At 35.8% G+C, this 15,534-nt stretch carries 11 protein-coding genes and 4 pseudogenes; 10 read left to right on the forward strand and 5 right to left on the reverse strand.

The genetic code is table 11. The annotated features are described in order from the left end of the window. Positions 1–91 precede the first annotated feature (91 nt). The gene (locus HF197_RS02085; protein ID WP_168464086.1) at positions 92–1,948 is read left to right on the forward strand and encodes an ankyrin repeat domain-containing protein; all 1,857 of its coding nucleotides are present in this window, start codon (positions 92–94) and stop codon (positions 1,946–1,948) included. Beyond that, the gene (locus HF197_RS07640) at positions 1,939–2,103 is read left to right on the forward strand and encodes a hypothetical protein (protein WP_369800025.1); all 165 of its coding nucleotides are present in this window, start codon (positions 1,939–1,941) and stop codon (positions 2,101–2,103) included. Before HF197_RS02085 ends, HF197_RS07640 begins: the two co-directional genes overlap by 10 nt. Here the strand turns inward: HF197_RS07640 and HF197_RS02090 are convergent. Further along, positions 2,083–3,432 (reverse strand): IS110 family RNA-guided transposase, encoded by a 1,350-nt coding sequence (locus HF197_RS02090; protein WP_168464853.1) that lies wholly within the window; start codon positions 3,430–3,432, stop codon positions 2,083–2,085. The two genes, HF197_RS07640 and HF197_RS02090, sit on opposite strands and share 21 nt — an antisense overlap. 309 nt (positions 3,433–3,741) lie before the next feature. On the opposite strand from HF197_RS02090, the gene HF197_RS02095 reads away from it, so the two are divergent. The 4 genes from HF197_RS02095 (at position 3,742) to HF197_RS02110 (ending at position 7,709) form a co-directional block, all read left to right on the forward strand. Then, complete coding sequence (locus tag HF197_RS02095) at positions 3,742–4,095, forward strand: hypothetical protein (protein ID WP_168464087.1); 354 nt, start codon at positions 3,742–3,744, stop codon at positions 4,093–4,095. 151 nt (positions 4,096–4,246) lie between these two features. Further along, a complete protein-coding gene (locus HF197_RS02100; protein WP_168464088.1) occupies positions 4,247–5,986 on the forward strand; it encodes a type I secretion system permease/ATPase in 1,740 nt (579 codons plus the stop codon). A 182-nt stretch (positions 5,987–6,168) separates the two neighbouring features. Further along, complete coding sequence (locus HF197_RS02105) at positions 6,169–7,023, forward strand: ankyrin repeat domain-containing protein (RefSeq protein WP_168464089.1); 855 nt, start codon at positions 6,169–6,171, stop codon at positions 7,021–7,023. Positions 7,024–7,166: 143 nt separating this feature from the next. After that, complete coding sequence (locus HF197_RS02110) at positions 7,167–7,709, forward strand: hypothetical protein (RefSeq protein WP_168464090.1); 543 nt, start codon at positions 7,167–7,169, stop codon at positions 7,707–7,709. 158 nt (positions 7,710–7,867) lie between these two features. On the opposite strand, the pseudogene HF197_RS07400 reads toward HF197_RS02110, so the two are convergent. Then, positions 7,868–8,811: pseudogene (locus HF197_RS07400) on the reverse strand (IS5 family transposase). Between the two features lie 88 nt (positions 8,812–8,899). Between HF197_RS07400 and HF197_RS02120 the strand changes: the two are divergent. Both HF197_RS02120 and tnpC (HF197_RS02125) read left to right on the forward strand, forming a co-directional pair. Further along, positions 8,900–9,669: pseudogene (locus HF197_RS02120) on the forward strand (IS5 family transposase). A 187-nt stretch (positions 9,670–9,856) separates the two neighbouring features. Then, positions 9,857–11,217, forward strand: a pseudogene (gene tnpC, locus HF197_RS02125) (IS66 family transposase). 75 nt (positions 11,218–11,292) lie between these two features. On the opposite strand, the gene HF197_RS02130 reads toward tnpC (HF197_RS02125), so the two are convergent. Continuing rightward, on the reverse strand, positions 11,293–11,880 hold the full coding sequence (locus HF197_RS02130) for a Maf family nucleotide pyrophosphatase (protein ID WP_168464091.1): 588 nt from the start codon (positions 11,878–11,880) through the stop codon (positions 11,293–11,295). Continuing rightward, complete coding sequence (infA, locus tag HF197_RS02135) at positions 11,877–12,107, reverse strand: translation initiation factor IF-1 (protein ID WP_168464092.1); 231 nt, start codon at positions 12,105–12,107, stop codon at positions 11,877–11,879. The genes HF197_RS02130 and infA overlap by 4 nt, the downstream gene beginning before the upstream one ends. A 344-nt stretch (positions 12,108–12,451) precedes the next feature. On the opposite strand from infA, the gene HF197_RS02140 reads away from it, so the two are divergent. After that, positions 12,452–13,045 carry a hypothetical protein gene (locus HF197_RS02140; protein ID WP_168464093.1) on the forward strand — a complete coding sequence of 198 codons (594 nt, stop codon included), beginning with the start codon at positions 12,452–12,454 and terminating at the stop codon, positions 13,043–13,045. Here the strand turns inward: HF197_RS02140 and tnpC (HF197_RS02145) are convergent. Continuing rightward, positions 13,025–14,385: pseudogene (tnpC, locus tag HF197_RS02145) on the reverse strand (IS66 family transposase). The gene HF197_RS02140 and the pseudogene tnpC (HF197_RS02145) overlap by 21 nt on opposite strands. A gap of 187 nt (positions 14,386–14,572) precedes the next feature. Between tnpC (HF197_RS02145) and HF197_RS02150 the strand changes: the two are divergent. Beyond that, entirely contained in the window at positions 14,573–15,529 is a 957-nt protein-coding gene (locus tag HF197_RS02150; protein WP_168463922.1) for an IS5 family transposase, read from the forward strand. Positions 15,530–15,534: the final 5 nt, after the last annotated feature.

The following is a 15,534-nucleotide window of genomic DNA, read 5'->3' on the forward strand; positions in this document are numbered from 1 at the left end:
CACCATACTTAATGGAAGTAATAAGTAAACTGCATTTTAATACAAAATTTACCATAAGAAAAACATAATACCAGTATGTTATTAATTTATTATGGTAAATGCTATGCACATAAACAACAATGAACCACCTATCAATGAAGGAGCTAGTACAAGTAGAGGTTCTTCTGGTACAGAAAGTAGCGGTCTTCTTAATGTTGCAGAAGTAGCAGGAGGTATGCGTAGATCTGCAAGTAAATTGCTCGTATGGAAATCTGGAAAAAAAGAAAGCACAAGCGTAGGCTCAAGTAAAAACAGCTCACAAGATTCAGGAATCTTGTTAAACAAGGAAGATATCGGTTACATATATGATCATATAATACAAGAAATCAAGGAAGGAAAATGTGAAATATGGGACGATAATTTCAACCAATTAGTAGAAAAAGTTCTGGATGATGTAGATAGAAAAGCAAGAGAAAAACTTCGTCAAGATAGGTGGAATATAACTAGTGACGATGGCTCTTCACTACTAACTGTTGCTATAGAAAGAGCTGAGCAAAATAAAGATGATGATGAATATGACATTCATATTTGGAATACTATATTTTTAATACATCATTATTTTCAAACGAATAAAACAGAATTAATAAAAGGATTAAAAAATTTTACAAATAATCAAGGTAAAACACTTTTACACTATGCAATTGAGTCAGGTAATAATGAATTTTTAGGAGCAGTAATTAATGGGTTACGTAGCTCTATTAGTCATGACATTAAAAAAGAAATAGATAGTAAAGACGAAAATGGTAAAACGCCATTACATTATGCAGCCGAATTAGGCAATAAAGAGTTCTTTAAGCTGCTCGTAGAAAATGGGGCACGATTTACTGATACTATCCACTGCAACAGTGAATTGCACTATGCTGCTGAAAGCGGGAAGCTTGATCTTTTAGAATACATAAAGGAGAGACTAACAAAAAGAGGATTATTCGAAAGTGAGAAAAGTAAAAAAGATGCAAATGGAGATAATGCGCTACATTATGCCGCTCAATCTGGCAGTGGAGAATGCATAAAATTTTTGATTGATAATTGTGTACAGTTTTCAAGAAATAAACATGATGAAAATCCTTTACACAGAATTGCAAATGCTAAGACAGTAGATGAAAAGGCAATAGACTATTTTATCAATGACCTGAAATTAGCAGGTAGACTACGCAGCGCAATAAACAGACAAGATAAAGATGGCAACACTCCGCTACATAGAGCAGCAGAATGTGGCAACAAACTATTTATAGAAAAACTAATTCATTTGGATGCTGATATTAGTATTAAAAACAATAAAAATAATACCCCTTTACATAGAGCTATTATAAAGGGTCACTCAGATTGTGTTAGGGTATTCTTCGATAGCTATGAAAGAAGTGGAAAAATAATTCAGGAGACTGAAGGTGGATATGGAAGAGGTCTTGTACACCTGGCTGCAATGTATGGGCAATATGATTGCTTAGAATTCTTACTTGGAAAATTTTCTAATTATGACACAAATAAAGAAACAGATTTAGGAAATACAGCATTACATTTAGCCGTATCAGGCGAAGGTGACAAATCATTACCCGATACAGAAGTGCAACACAGAAAAGCTTGCATAAATTTACTAATCAAAAAAGGTACAGAGGTAAATAGACTCAACAATGAAGGAAACACCCCTTTGCATCTTGCTGCTAGATTTAGTGATAGTAGAGCAGAGCTTCTTAAATGCGTAATTAGCAACATAAGAAAGAAAAAAATTGATTTGAATAACGAAATTTTTCACAAAAACAACGATGGTGATAATGCATTTCACATGGCAGCTCATTCAGGTAATAGAGCATGCCTTAAATACTTTTTTACCCATGTAAAAAAAAATAAAAATAATAAAATACCAGAGATATTAAATAAAAAAATTACAAAGGAAAGACCTTACTGCATTTAGCTGCAAAAAGTGGAAATACAGAGTGTGTTGAATTTTTGCAAAATGAGGCAGAAGCGGTATGGGGTAACTTTTATTGCCCCAATCGATATAATTTAGATAAAATACAAAAAGAAATATTATTCTCATCTGCACTCCTAAGAAACTCCCTCAATTAGTTCTTCTTGTTGAATCAAGATATAACCAAGTTCCCGTGCCTTCTTGACCAAGTTTTTTACAACTCTCTCTTTATAACATGTTTCATAATATTCCATCCCTTTTTCCACATACTCCTGCCCGTATTTCAACATTTGATAAAAGATACATGCTAATTTTCTTGCCGTCGCAGTAATTGCTTTTATTGGTCCTAGTCGTTTTTTTAATTTCCTACAATACGCACCTAATGCACTCTTACTACCTCCCACAGAATAAGCAGCCATTCTAAAAGCATTTGTAGCGCGGTTAATAACTTTACGAGTTTTTGTTCCTAATACTTTTTCCCCTGTAATCTTATTACCAGGGCTGAGTCCCAACCATGAGGTAAAATGCTTTTCTGATCGCCATTTACTATGATCAATACCAACCTCTGAAATAATAGTTTGCACAGTTAACACATCAAATCCAGGAATTTTGGTAAAATCTGTACCAGTTACCCGATACAATTCTTCACGCAAAGTGAAGTTTGGTCTGCCTCTTCTAGACTTATTTTTTTCCCTACCTAACTCTTTACTTTCATCAGACTTCGTTTCCAATGTTTTATAATAATTTTCTATACTTTTATCACATTCAATTATTTTCTCTTGAAAAAAATTATATGTTTCATATTCTTGCTTTAATACAAACAAATGTTCTTCTCTATAATCGCCTGTTAATGCTTTTGCTATAGTAGCCTTATCATTCTTCATATTCACACTTCTAAATTCAGCTAATTTTTCAGGATTCCTTTCACCTTCTACTATTGCTTTAATAATTTGCATTCCTGTAACACCAGTAATATCGCTTATAACTTTATGTAATTGGATATTCATTTGTATTAATGCCTTTTGCATACGATTGATATGTGTAGATGCATTTTCAATTAGGTTTTTACGTTGCCGAACATAACCACGTAATACACACATTTGATCATCTGGCCTAAATGATCCTTGAATCAATCCATAACTATGTAGCTGTTGAAGCCATTGGCAATCCTGGACATCTGACTTTCTTCCTGGCACATTTTTTACATGTCTTGCATTTGCCAGCTTTACCTCAAGTCCATATGTTTCAAGTACTTGGAACAAAGGAATCCAGTACACTCCTGTTGATTCCATAGCTATTGTAGTAACTTTGCACTTCTTTAACCACTTTGCTATATTATGAAGGTCTTCTGTAAAGCAGCTAAATTTTTGTATACGTTGCTCATCTCTTCCCTCTGGCACACATACATAATGTACAGCTGAACCAATGTCTATTCCTGCTGCGTTAGGGTTCATTACTTCTAATTTACTTTTTTTTGCTTTTTTCATGGCTTTTTTCATGATAGCTCCTATAATTTATAATAAGTAAAGCGCTTCAGCTTGGGGCGGTTGATAATACAATCTCCTAACCGAGGTAGTCTAAAAGACTCCATCAATGATCTGACCGTTCCTCCAAAACCACGCTAAACGACGGGCACTTATGGCACCAGTGAAGATTACGGTTATAACTGCAGAAGCGCTTCCTATAATTATACTTAAAAACTACTAAAAACTTAAATTGGGAGTTTTTTCCTGATTTGACAGATTTTTCTGTTCGGTGCTAAACGGAAGGTTTTTTTGCGTAAAATACAGAAAACATTGAGCGTATCAGATGACGCCCCTAAAAGAGGTAAACTTGCAAGACAAGAAGCTACGTTGAAAGTACCAATTTCTTCTTCACGAGGATCACGAGGATCAATAGCTTCAGTTATTTTACCATTTATCACCAAAAGTGATTCAAAACTTTCTTTAACAAGAAGAACTCCAGATCAATCTGGCTCTAGCGAGAATTTGCTATCTATACACTCTCCCCCACCCTCTACTTCTAAAGGACAAATTCCACATTGCCCTGAATTTAAAGTCAAAATCACCACTGATGAAAAAAGTAGTAGTACAGATAAAGGAAGCAACATATCAAGAACACCTTCTAATTCATCAAGTTGTAGATTGTAAGATTATACAGGCAAGGCTCGCAGTCTTGCCTGTAAAGATTTTTTTATTCACATTTATCAATATTTCATTATTATCTTAACTTATAGTCATCGTTAATATTTTCGTAATAAAAATAGTATACGGTGCATTAATCAGAACGAAGAGGAGAGTTGTGGAAATTTCGCCAGCCATACAAAAAGAATTTAAGCAAAGCTTGCTATATACTTGCTTTCAGAAGTGCAAAAGCGCACTTTGGTTCATTTTTTGGTTTAGTTCAGGAATTAATTTATTAATGCTATTCCTGCCACTTTATACGTCTCAAGTGCTGGATCGAGTAATATCAAGCGAAAGTGTATCAACACTAACTATGCTTACGATTATCACCTTATCCGCATTTGCCTGTTCCGCAATGCTTGAAACCTGTCGATATTTAGCAATGGCAAAAATTGGTGACTGGATTGATAAAACCGTCACACCAGATTTGATAGTAAAGTCAATCAGATTAACATCTGTACAGAGCTCAACTTCAAGTGGTGAGGCAATTCGTGACCTTGGAGTAATAAAAAATTTTATTATAGGAAATGGCATATTCTCATTATTTGACACTCCATGGTCAATAATTTACTTGGTTATTATCTTCATGATACATACCTCAACGGGATTTATAGCCATTGCCGGAATTATTATATTGGTCTCTATGGCAATATGGAATGAGATTGCTACTAAGCAAATATTACAAGAAACTAATGAAGAAACCATACGAAATATTAATGCTATTGACGTTGCAACAAGGAATGCAGAAGTAGTTGAAGCTATGGGTATGTCCGAGTTCATAGTTTCTGACTGGTGTACAAGAAATGATCAAAATCGTGAGATGCAAATTAAGGCTCAGAATCGCTCTAATGTAATTACTGGAATAACAAAATTTTTACGTTCAACTTTGCAGATATCAGTCATTGGAACAGGAGCGTTGCTTGCAATCACAGCTCATAAAACTGCTGGTAGCATCATCGCCGCTTCAATTTTAATGGGTAGAGTGCTGGCTCCATTTGATGCAGCAGTTCATACTTGGAAGTTTTTAAATCAGGCAAGAATATCATATAGCAGGCTGCAAAGATTGATATTAACTTCACCAAAAAGAGAGCAAACAATGTCTCTACCAGAGCCCGAAGGGAGATTAGAGTTTGATAGGGTATTTTTCACTCCCTATGGAAGCAATAAACCGACAATAAAGGGAATATCATTTATGATAGAGCCAGGAGATGTAGTAGGCGTAATAGGTGCTAGCGCTTCTGGTAAGTCAACTATTGCAAAGCTAACTGTTGGTGTGTGGAGACCAATATCTGGAGTAGTAAGACTGGATGGTGCTGATGTATATACTTGGAATCGAGAAAATTTTGGCAGTTACGTTGGTTATTTACCTCAAGACATCGAGCTATTTAACACTAGCGTTAAAGCAAACATCGCTCGTATGAGGCCAAATCCAAACCCTGAAGAAATAATAAGAGCAGCAAAAATTGCAGGCATACACGAGTTGATATTAAGCCTGCCAAGTGGATATGACACAACAGTTGGAGGAATGGGAGGAGTAACACTTTCTGGTGGTCAAAAGCAGTTACTTGGTCTTGCAAGAGCTTTTTATGGCAATACAAAGCTCTTAGTGCTTGATGAACCAAATGCCAACTTAGACAGTAATGGAGAATCATGCTTGATTAATGCAATCAATATTGCAAGACAACAAAATACTACCACGTTAATTATCACCCATAAGCTACCATTATTATCAGTGGTTGATAAAGTAATCCTCATGTCAGATGGCGTAATCTATGCTATGGGTCCAAGAGATGAGATTCTGAGCAAATTAGTTGCCCCTCCACCAAGTGCTGCAGAAGAAGCTTCAGCAAACGGTTAAGTTGCTTAGGTGTACAACTCTCATCTTTAATCGTGATATAAATATTACCCAACTATTGTTCTATTTTATTAAAATTTTAACGCATTACTTCATGCCGGAATAATAATAAAATTATTAGTTAAATATATTGTTATTTTCATAAAAATATGTAATAATTGAATTATATTTTGTTGGAGAAAGTTATGACACTAGAAGAGAAAAAGGCATCACATAGAATACTTCTAAGACAGGTTGTTAATAAGCGCATAAAAAAAGGTAAAGTTAATCATAAAGATATGAAGCATGGACAAACTATTTTACATTGCGTTGCTTTGGATGGTGATCTAGAATCAGCAAGAAAGCTCTTATCAGTAGGAGCTAAACTTAATATAGAAGATGATTATGGGCGTAACCCTTTATATTATGCCGCCTTACGTAATCATAAAGAATTATTAAGCTTTTTTATAACAGCTAATTCAAAGATAAATAACGATAGGGTAGAGCTTCTGAATGTATTAGATAAACTTTTTACTTACGGCTATTGGCTGTCCCCATTAACGGTAGGAGAAGGTGAAACATCAGGAGTCATAGATCCATCTATTAGAAATGATGAATGCAAGGAATTTTTAATTCAGCGCATCATATTAGATGATCCTAATACAGTAAAACCATATTATATCCGTAATCATCCTGAATTTTCTAAATTTTGGGATGAATGTAAAAATCAATATAATAATAAAATACCAGCACAAAACAGCAACAGAAAATACCTTGTTATAGATAATGGTTATATGACAATTGGCCTTATAATTGGTGCAATGATTATAGGTTATTTCATAGGTAGTATATGTGGTCCTATAGGAGCTATTGTTGGCTCTGTTATCGGCGCTATTTGTCTTGTAGCTGCAGTATATGGTGCCGAAAAATTTCATAACAAGGTAAATAAAGAAAAAGCTAATGATCCAACCATTAGCACTGGAGCTGCTGTTACAAAGGTGTTGTCCAAAATATTCATCACCACTCAGCACTCTGATCCATTCCATCAACCAGGCCAGTAATTTAAGATACAAGGGTAACAACTAAATGGGCTACTTACCCTTCAAAGCCTGCTTGTATTTTCTATAATTGCTATACATAACAAAATTTGACAATTACTAAGCACTGTGCATAATTTAATTATTAGTATTAAAGGATTAAAATCATGCCTTCTAACTTCAAATTAAATGGTTTGCAAGGTAAGGAAGATCCTATGAATAATCAACAGCCAATCATTGCGCCGACAGAAAAAGATCCTAATCAAGCAAAGGGTAGTAGTTATAATGCAACAGTAAACGCTCAAAACTCAGGAACTAATCTCCCCACTATTGCAGAAAAAGAACTGAACGGTCAATTACCAAGTTCAATAGCGGTAAATGCAAAAAATCAACTACCAGCACAAAACAGTAACAGAATATACCTTGTTACAGGTATTTGTATGGTAATTGGTCTGATAGCTGGTGCAGCTATAGGTTTTGTAATAGGTAGTATAACAACAGGTAGTCTAACAGGTGGTCTACAAGGAGCTATTGTTTGCGCCGTTTTGGGCCTAGTTATTGGAGCTATATTAAGTCCTTGTGTTGCAAAATTTCGTGAAGAGAAGAAAGCTAATGATCCAAAAAACATTAGCACTGGAACTGCTGTTAAAAAGGAACTATCAAATACATCCACCACTCAGCACTCTGGTCCATCCCTTTCAACACAGTAACCTTAGGTTCTGTGGTAAATATTATACAATTAAATTATTTTGGCCGTATTAATTCCCGTATCCCACTGGTCTTATAAGGAGTGCTTTTTCTCCATTACTCAGACCTCCATTCGGCTTTGTTGCATCGCTCTTTGGATAGGAGGCAATGCATAATAAATTCATGAAGCTATCTCAAATTTAGCCATGCCTATTTCAGCAAATAACACTTGAGTAGCATTTCTTTCTCACGGTTAATCTCAGATTTGTTCCTAAAACTAAACCCAAATGTTTGCTTCAGTCGCGAGAAAAAACTTTCTATATAAGATCTCTTCCCATAATTTATCTCTTTTTTCCACTTCTTCATACCATCTTCACCATATGACTTTATGAGCTTGATTGTAGAATTTCTCTCAGCCATATAATCCAGCTTTGGATGCTCCACTGCATTGTTTTGCAGAGGAATTTTTGTCTTTATGCCAAGCTCATTGCACAATTTATATAACTTCTTTCGATTATATGCTCTGTCTGCATATAGTGTGCTTATATTGTATTTAGCATTAGCCCTTGCAATAAGATCACAGGCTCCATAGTGGTCAGAATAAACTCCACTACTGTATTTTGCAGCTATGACTTTTTTGCTACCTATCTCCAGCATTACATGCAATTTTCTTGTTTGCTTATAGCCACGGTACTTTCTATCTGTACCGTTTGCCTTACTATGGCCTGGAATATTATTGTAGATGCTTATTCCAGTGCTATCTATGGCGATCTCAATATTTTCCATACTGTTTTTATCATGTCTTCGATCATTAATTTTTAAGTTAAGCTTTTTGAATCTTCTGGAAGCCTGGGAATAGCTGATAACTTGCAAATTTTTTCCTATTTGCTCAAGGTATCCCGCTATAAACCCCACCGTTTGTCTTAGGCCTATTCTAAACAAATAAGTTATTATGTGAATTAGAATTACGACTTTATCACTATAAATATTGTTGCCACCGGCCATTTTGGGACTTTTTTCGTACCAATTTTCTATGGCATCGTTGACGTAATAAAAAATATTTCCTCTTTCTTGGAGAAATTTGTTATATTCGTAGCAGTTACTGACTTTCATTTTGACTGGCATATTTTTCCTTTGTCAGTTAGAAGGTGTCTGCAAAGTATGTAGAAAAGTAGAAAAAAGGACAATTATGTGATACAAGGATAACTTTAACATGTATCCAAGTGACATAAAAGACAGTGAATGGGAAATTTTAAAGCCATATTTTGAGCCAAAAAAGACAGGTAGACCAAGAAAACACGATATTAGAACAATTATTAATGCAATAAGGTACGTAATGAGAACAGGCTGCCAATGGAGACAATTACCTAAGGATTTCCCACCATGGAAGACAATTTACAGTTGGAACACACGACTAAAAAACACTGGAAAATGGCAAGAAATACACGATATTTTAGTAAAAAAAGTAAGGGAGGTAGTTGGTAAAAGAGCCACACCATCAGTTGGAATAATTGACAGCCAATCAGTAAAAACGACTCAAAAAGGGGGGCCAGAGGTTACGATGCTGGCAAGAAAATAAAAGGTCGAAAACGGCATATTATTGTAGACACGCTAGGACTCGTGATTACGGCAGATGTACACAGTGCAAGCATCCAAGACCGCGAGGGAGCTTTAGATCTTCTGGTAAAAGCAAAACAAAAAATACCAACATTACAGAGGTTTTTTGCTGATCAAGGATACACAGGTAACCTTAAAAACAGATGCTTAATAAAAACAGGATGTTTATTTACAATAGCAAAAAAAGCTCCTAATATTGCGGGATTTGAGGTTATACCGAAGCGTTGGATTGTTGAAAGAACTTTTGCTTGGCTTTCCAATTTTAGGCGTATGAGTAAGGATTATGAGCATTCTCCTCAAACTTCGGAAACCAATATTTTCTTTAATATGACTACTATTATGCTTACTAAATTAGCTAATTCTTGAGTTTGCAGACACCTTCTTAAATGCCTGTTTATAATGAATTTCATCAGTAACTCCCAGTTCTTTTTACTTTAGCTATGCAACAAAGCCGGCTGGAGGTAAGGCTGATAGGTATCCATTCAGCCGGGCGGTAAAATAAAGAGTAGACAAGGAATGCTAAAAAGGTAAACTAGAGTGGCTGTGAGGTAATATGGTTGATCTTTTAGAATTTTGCGAAAGTTTAAGCAGACTATAGAAAAGTTAGAAACAAAAATAGAAGAGCTTAAAGCAGAAAATAAAGCGCTAAGGATCGAAAACGCTGAGTTAAAAGAAAGGCTTGGCTTAAATTCAAAAAATTCATCTATACCAAGCTCCAAAGAATTATATAAGATGAGGGAAAATAAGCCAAAAAGTGACAGGAAAGTAGGAGCACAGGTTGGACATAAAGGCAGTTACCGCCCTAAAATGGAGGCAGATGAGATGGTAAAAATAGAACTGCCCAATACGTGTGAGTGCAGAGGAGAAATTGCGGTATCAAAAGATCCGTATACTCATCAAAAGGTCGATTTGCCGGAAATCAAGCCGTATGTAGTTGAATATCAACTACAGCATGGACATTGCAAAAGATGTGGAAAAAGAAAAAGTAGCAAGCTACAAGAAGGAGTAACTGCGGACACATTTGGTCCAAGAGTTAAGTCAGTAATTGCAGCATTAAGTGGATTTTACAAGAATTCGAAAAAAGAAGTGGCAAATATTATAAAGGACATTTTCAACCTGGATATCAGCGTCGGTAGTGTATCAAATAGCGAGGCTAGAGTGGCAGAAAAATGCCAAGAAGCATATGAGCAAATTGAGGAAGAGGTAAGCAAGAGCAAAATTTTACATATCGATGAAACTAGCCATTACAACAAAGGTAAACAGGGCTGGTGCTGGATGTTTGCGAGCAAAATAGGAAGTGTGATCAAATTGACAGAGTCAAGAGGGATGAAAGTCCTGGAAAATAGTAAATTTGGAAAGAATAACAACCTAGTAGTGACCGACAGATATGCAGCTTACAACTACTTTTCCAGCAAGAAAAGGCAGGTCTGTTGGGCACATTTAGCAAGAGATTTTGAAAGGTTGTCTCATAGTTGGAATAGCGAAGTGAAAGTTTTGGGGTATTATTTAAGGAATGTTGCTACTGAATTATTTGCATTGAAAAAAGCTCTGTTAAAGGATGAAATAGACACATTAAGGTTCATAAGAAGAGCAAGAAAATTACGCAAGCGAACGAGATATTACTTAAAGAATATATCAAATTTACCCGAGGCAATTGGAGCGTCTCGAGTAGCAAAAAATATCATGAAATCGGATCTGATGATGTGGAAATTTTTGGACGATCCAGAAAATATTCCACTGACAAACAACTATGCTGAGCGACAGATTCGGCATTACGTTGTTTACCGAAAAGTTTCATATTTTACACAATCGAAACGGGGAAATATGTTTCTTGAGAGGATAATTTCATTGTACTTGACTTGGAGGCAAAAGAAGTTAAATCCTTTTCAAAACCTACTGGCTATTGCTTCTTAAGCCATACACCTGAATGGATACCTGATCGGGTGCTAGAGAGAAGGACTTTAGCGTTAGATAAAGAGGACGGAATGTCTAAGTAACGCTCTCTAGTAATTTAAAATAATTACTTAGTAAGCAATAAGTCTCATGCAGCGGCAGTCCAATAACGGAAGAATAGGAACCACGCAGGAATAATACAAACATTCCTGCAAGGCCTTGCATATTGCACCCCCCTGCCCTATTCTTCCATTCTTCTGATTCTAAGTAGTACTTAATTTCTAGCTCACTTAAACGTTTAAATTTTACTATTGTTACTACAGTTTTAATATGTTGCTTTAATCGATTAGGAGTAAGTAGACAAATGCTGGTATATACTCTGTGCCTTCTTCCTGATAATAAACGAAGGCATTTTTCTGCTTGTTCGATGTTTTCAGCTTTAGGTAATATTCTGCGTCCACAGGCAACAACTGTATCAACACCAAGCACAAAGCAGTTTGGATTTGAGCTGTGCACCTTATCAGCTTTGTTCTTTGCCATACGAATTGAGTAATCCTTTGGCAGCTCATTCTTTAGAGGAGTTTCATCTATATCTGCAGGTATAACTAAACCAGGTTGGATATTTATTTGCTTTAGTAAATCCAAGCGTCTCTTTGACGATGAAGCAAGAATGAGATCTTTCACTTAAGCCTTCTAGTTATTCGGCCTTTTTTTGCATTTCTATCATAAATGCTCATCTCAACTAATACCCTATCTCCAATAACAATACGTATTTTACTCCTTCTTACTTTCCCCGAAACATGACAGATAATTTCATGCTCATTATCTAATTTCACCCTAAACTCTGCTGCAGGCAACAAAGCAGTTACTGCACCTTCTACCTCAAAAATTGTCTTCGATTTATCGTCCATATTATAATTTAATAACCTTTTTCAGTCTATCACAGATTTAGCACAATACACAAGGCCTTTACAGCAACTTCACGCATAAGGCCTTTTGCACATTGTTATTTACTATATTTTAATAAGTATGACGTAATTAACGCAGCATAGTAATTAATTTTGGAGGGTACTATGCCAAACGGCGGAAATAACGTCTCAACACCTTTTTACAATCAAAATAGTGATAAACCACAAGCTCCACCAAGAACACAAGCATCTCAGTAGATAGTGGTAATTCACCATCTACATCCCAAAACCCGTTTAATGGAGATGGAGATGGATATGGATATGAAGACGAAGATGATTTACAAGAAATGACAAATGTAGTTGAGAATTTAAGTAGTGGACCTTCAGAAAATGGATCTCCAGAGAAATTTAAAACAGGAATGACATGGCCAGATGGCAGCATAAACCTACTCTATAAGCCAAAAGCACCTCATCCTTCTCAAACGAGTGGGCCAATACGTGCTTCGCTTTCAGAAATAGAAAACAGAAGCTTAGGAACTGGAGAATCATCGGACGATGAACTTACTAATACAGATGTAGATGAAACTCCCGGAAAAAAATCAAGAAGTGGCAGTGAAGGATTCAAAACTCCAGATAACACTCCAACTAAACCTAATTTTCAAGATATACCTCGTAGTACATCTTCAAAAAGTAGTGTTGTTAAGAATTTATTCGATACGTCATCTATAGCAACATCTTCAATCACTCCACCTTCATCAGGAAGTGATTATAACAGTGAAGCTGGCTCACAAACCCCTTTAATAATAAAGGCAAATCCAGAAAGTGATAGTAAAGTTGGCCTACAAACCCCTGTAATAAGTTCAAACAGAATTTGGCCAAGAATAAAATATGCATTGCAGGTATCCATTCAGGTGTATGGCTTAAGAAGCAATAGCCAGTAGGTTTTGAAAAGGATTTAACTTCTTTTGCCTCCAAGTCAAGTACAATGAAATTATCCTCTCAAGAAACATATTTCCCCGTTTCGATTGTGTAAAATATGAAACTTTTCGGTAAACAACGTAATGCCGAATCTGTCGCTCAGCATAGTTGTTTGTCAGTGGAATATTTTCTGGATCGTCCAAAAATTTCCACATCATCAGATCCGATTTCATGATATTTTTTGCTACTCGAGACGCTCCAATTGCCTCGGGTAAATTTGATATATTCTTTAAGTAATATCTCGTTCGCTTGCGTAATTTTCTTGCTCTTCTTATGAACCTTAATGTGTCTATTTCATCCTTTAACAGAGCTTTTTTCAATGCAAATAATTCAGTAGCAACATTCCTTAAATAATACCCCAAAACTTTCACTTCGCTATTCCAACTATGAGACAACCTTTCAAAATCTCTTGCTAAATGTGCCCAACAGACCTGCCTTTTCTTGCTGGAAAAGTAGTTGTAAGCTGCATATCTGTCGGTCACTACTAGGTTGTTATTCTTTCCAAATTTACTATTTTCCAGGACTTTCATCCCTCTTGACTCTGTCAATTTGATCACACTTCCTATTTTGCTCGCAAACATCCAGCACCAGCCCTGTTTACCTTTGTTGTAATGGCTAGTTTCATCGATATGTAAAATTTTGCTCTTGCTTACCTCTTCCTCAATTTGCTCATATGCTTCTTGGCATTTTTCTGCCACTCTAGCCTCGCTATTTGATACACTACCGACGCTGATATCCAGGTTGAAAATGTCCTTTATAATATTTGCCACTTCTTTTTTCGAATTCTTGTAAAATCCACTTAATGCTGCAATTACTGACTTAACTCTTGGACCAAATGTGTCCGCAGTTACTCCTTCTTGTAGCTTGCTACTTTTTCTTTTTCCACATCTTTTGCAATGTCCATGCTGTAGTTGATATTCAACTACATACGGCTTGATTTCCGGCAAATCGACCTTTTGATGAGTATACGGATCTTTTGATACCGCAATTTCTCCTCTGCACTCACACGTATTGGGCAGTTCTATTTTTACCATCTCATCTGCCTCCATTTTAGGGCGGTAACTGCCTTTATGTCCAACCTGTGCTCCTACTTTCCTGTCACTTTTTGGCTTATTTTCCCTCATCTTATATAATTCTTTGGAGCTTGGTATAGATGAATTTTTTGAATTTAAGCCAAGCCTTTCTTTTAACTCAGCGTTTTCGATCCTTAGCGCTTTATTTTCTGCTTTAAGCTCTTCTATTTTTGTTTCTAACTTTTCTATAGTCTGCTTAAACTTTCGCAAAATTCTAAAAGATCAACCATATTACCTCACAGCCACTCTAGTTTACCTTTTTAGCATTCCTTGTCTACTCTTTATTTTACCGCCCGGCTGAATGGATACCTATCAGCCTTACCTCCAGCCGGCTTTGTTGCATAGCTAAAGTAAAAAGAACTGGGAGTTACTGATGAAATTCATTATAAACAGGCATTTAACTGACAAAGGAAAAATATGCCAGTCAAAATGAAAGTCAGTAACTGCTACGAATATAACAAATTTCTCCAAGAAAGAGGAAATATTTTTTATTACGTCAACGATGCCATAGAAAATTGGTACGAAAAAAGTCCCAAAATGGCCGGTGGCAACAATATTTATAGTGATAAAGTCGTAATTCTAATTCACATAATAACTTATTTGTTTAGAATAGGCCTAAGACAAACGGTGGGGTTTATAGCGGGATACCTTGAGCAAATAGGAAAAAATTTGCAAGTTATCAGCTATTCCCAGGCTTCCAGAAGATTCAAAAAGCTTAACTTAAAAATTAATGATCGAAGACATGATAAAAACAGTATGGAAAATATTGAGATCGCCATAGATAGCACTGGAATAAGCATCTACAATAATATTCCAGGCCATAGTAAGGCAAACGGTACAGATAGAAAGTACCGTGGCTATAAGCAAACAAGAAAATTGCATGTAATGCTGGAGATAGGTAGCAAAAAAGTCATAGCTGCAAAATACAGTAGTGGAGTTTATTCTGACCACTATGGAGCCTGTGATCTTATTGCAAGGGCTAATGCTAAATACAATATAAGCACACTATATGCAGACAGAGCATATAATCGAAAGAAGTTATACAAATTGTGCAATGAGCTTGGCATAAAGACAAAAATTCCTCTGCAAAACAATGCAGTGGAGCATCCAAAGCTGGATTATATGGCTGAGAGAAATTCTACAATCAAGCTCATAAAGTCATATGGTGAAGATGGTATGAAGAAGTGGAAAAAAGAGATAAATTATGGGAAGAGATCTTATATAGAAAGTTTTTTCTCGCGACTGAAGCAAACATTTGGGTTTAGTTTTAGGAACAAATCTGAGATTAACCGTGAGAAAGAAATGCTACTCAAGTGTTATTTGCTGAACAAATTTACTGAAATAGGCATGGCTAAATTTGAGATAGCTTCATGAATTTA

It is taken from the genome of Wolbachia endosymbiont of Ctenocephalides felis wCfeT, assembly GCF_012277295.1.
Taxonomy (GTDB): Bacteria; Pseudomonadota; Alphaproteobacteria; order Rickettsiales; family Anaplasmataceae; genus Wolbachia.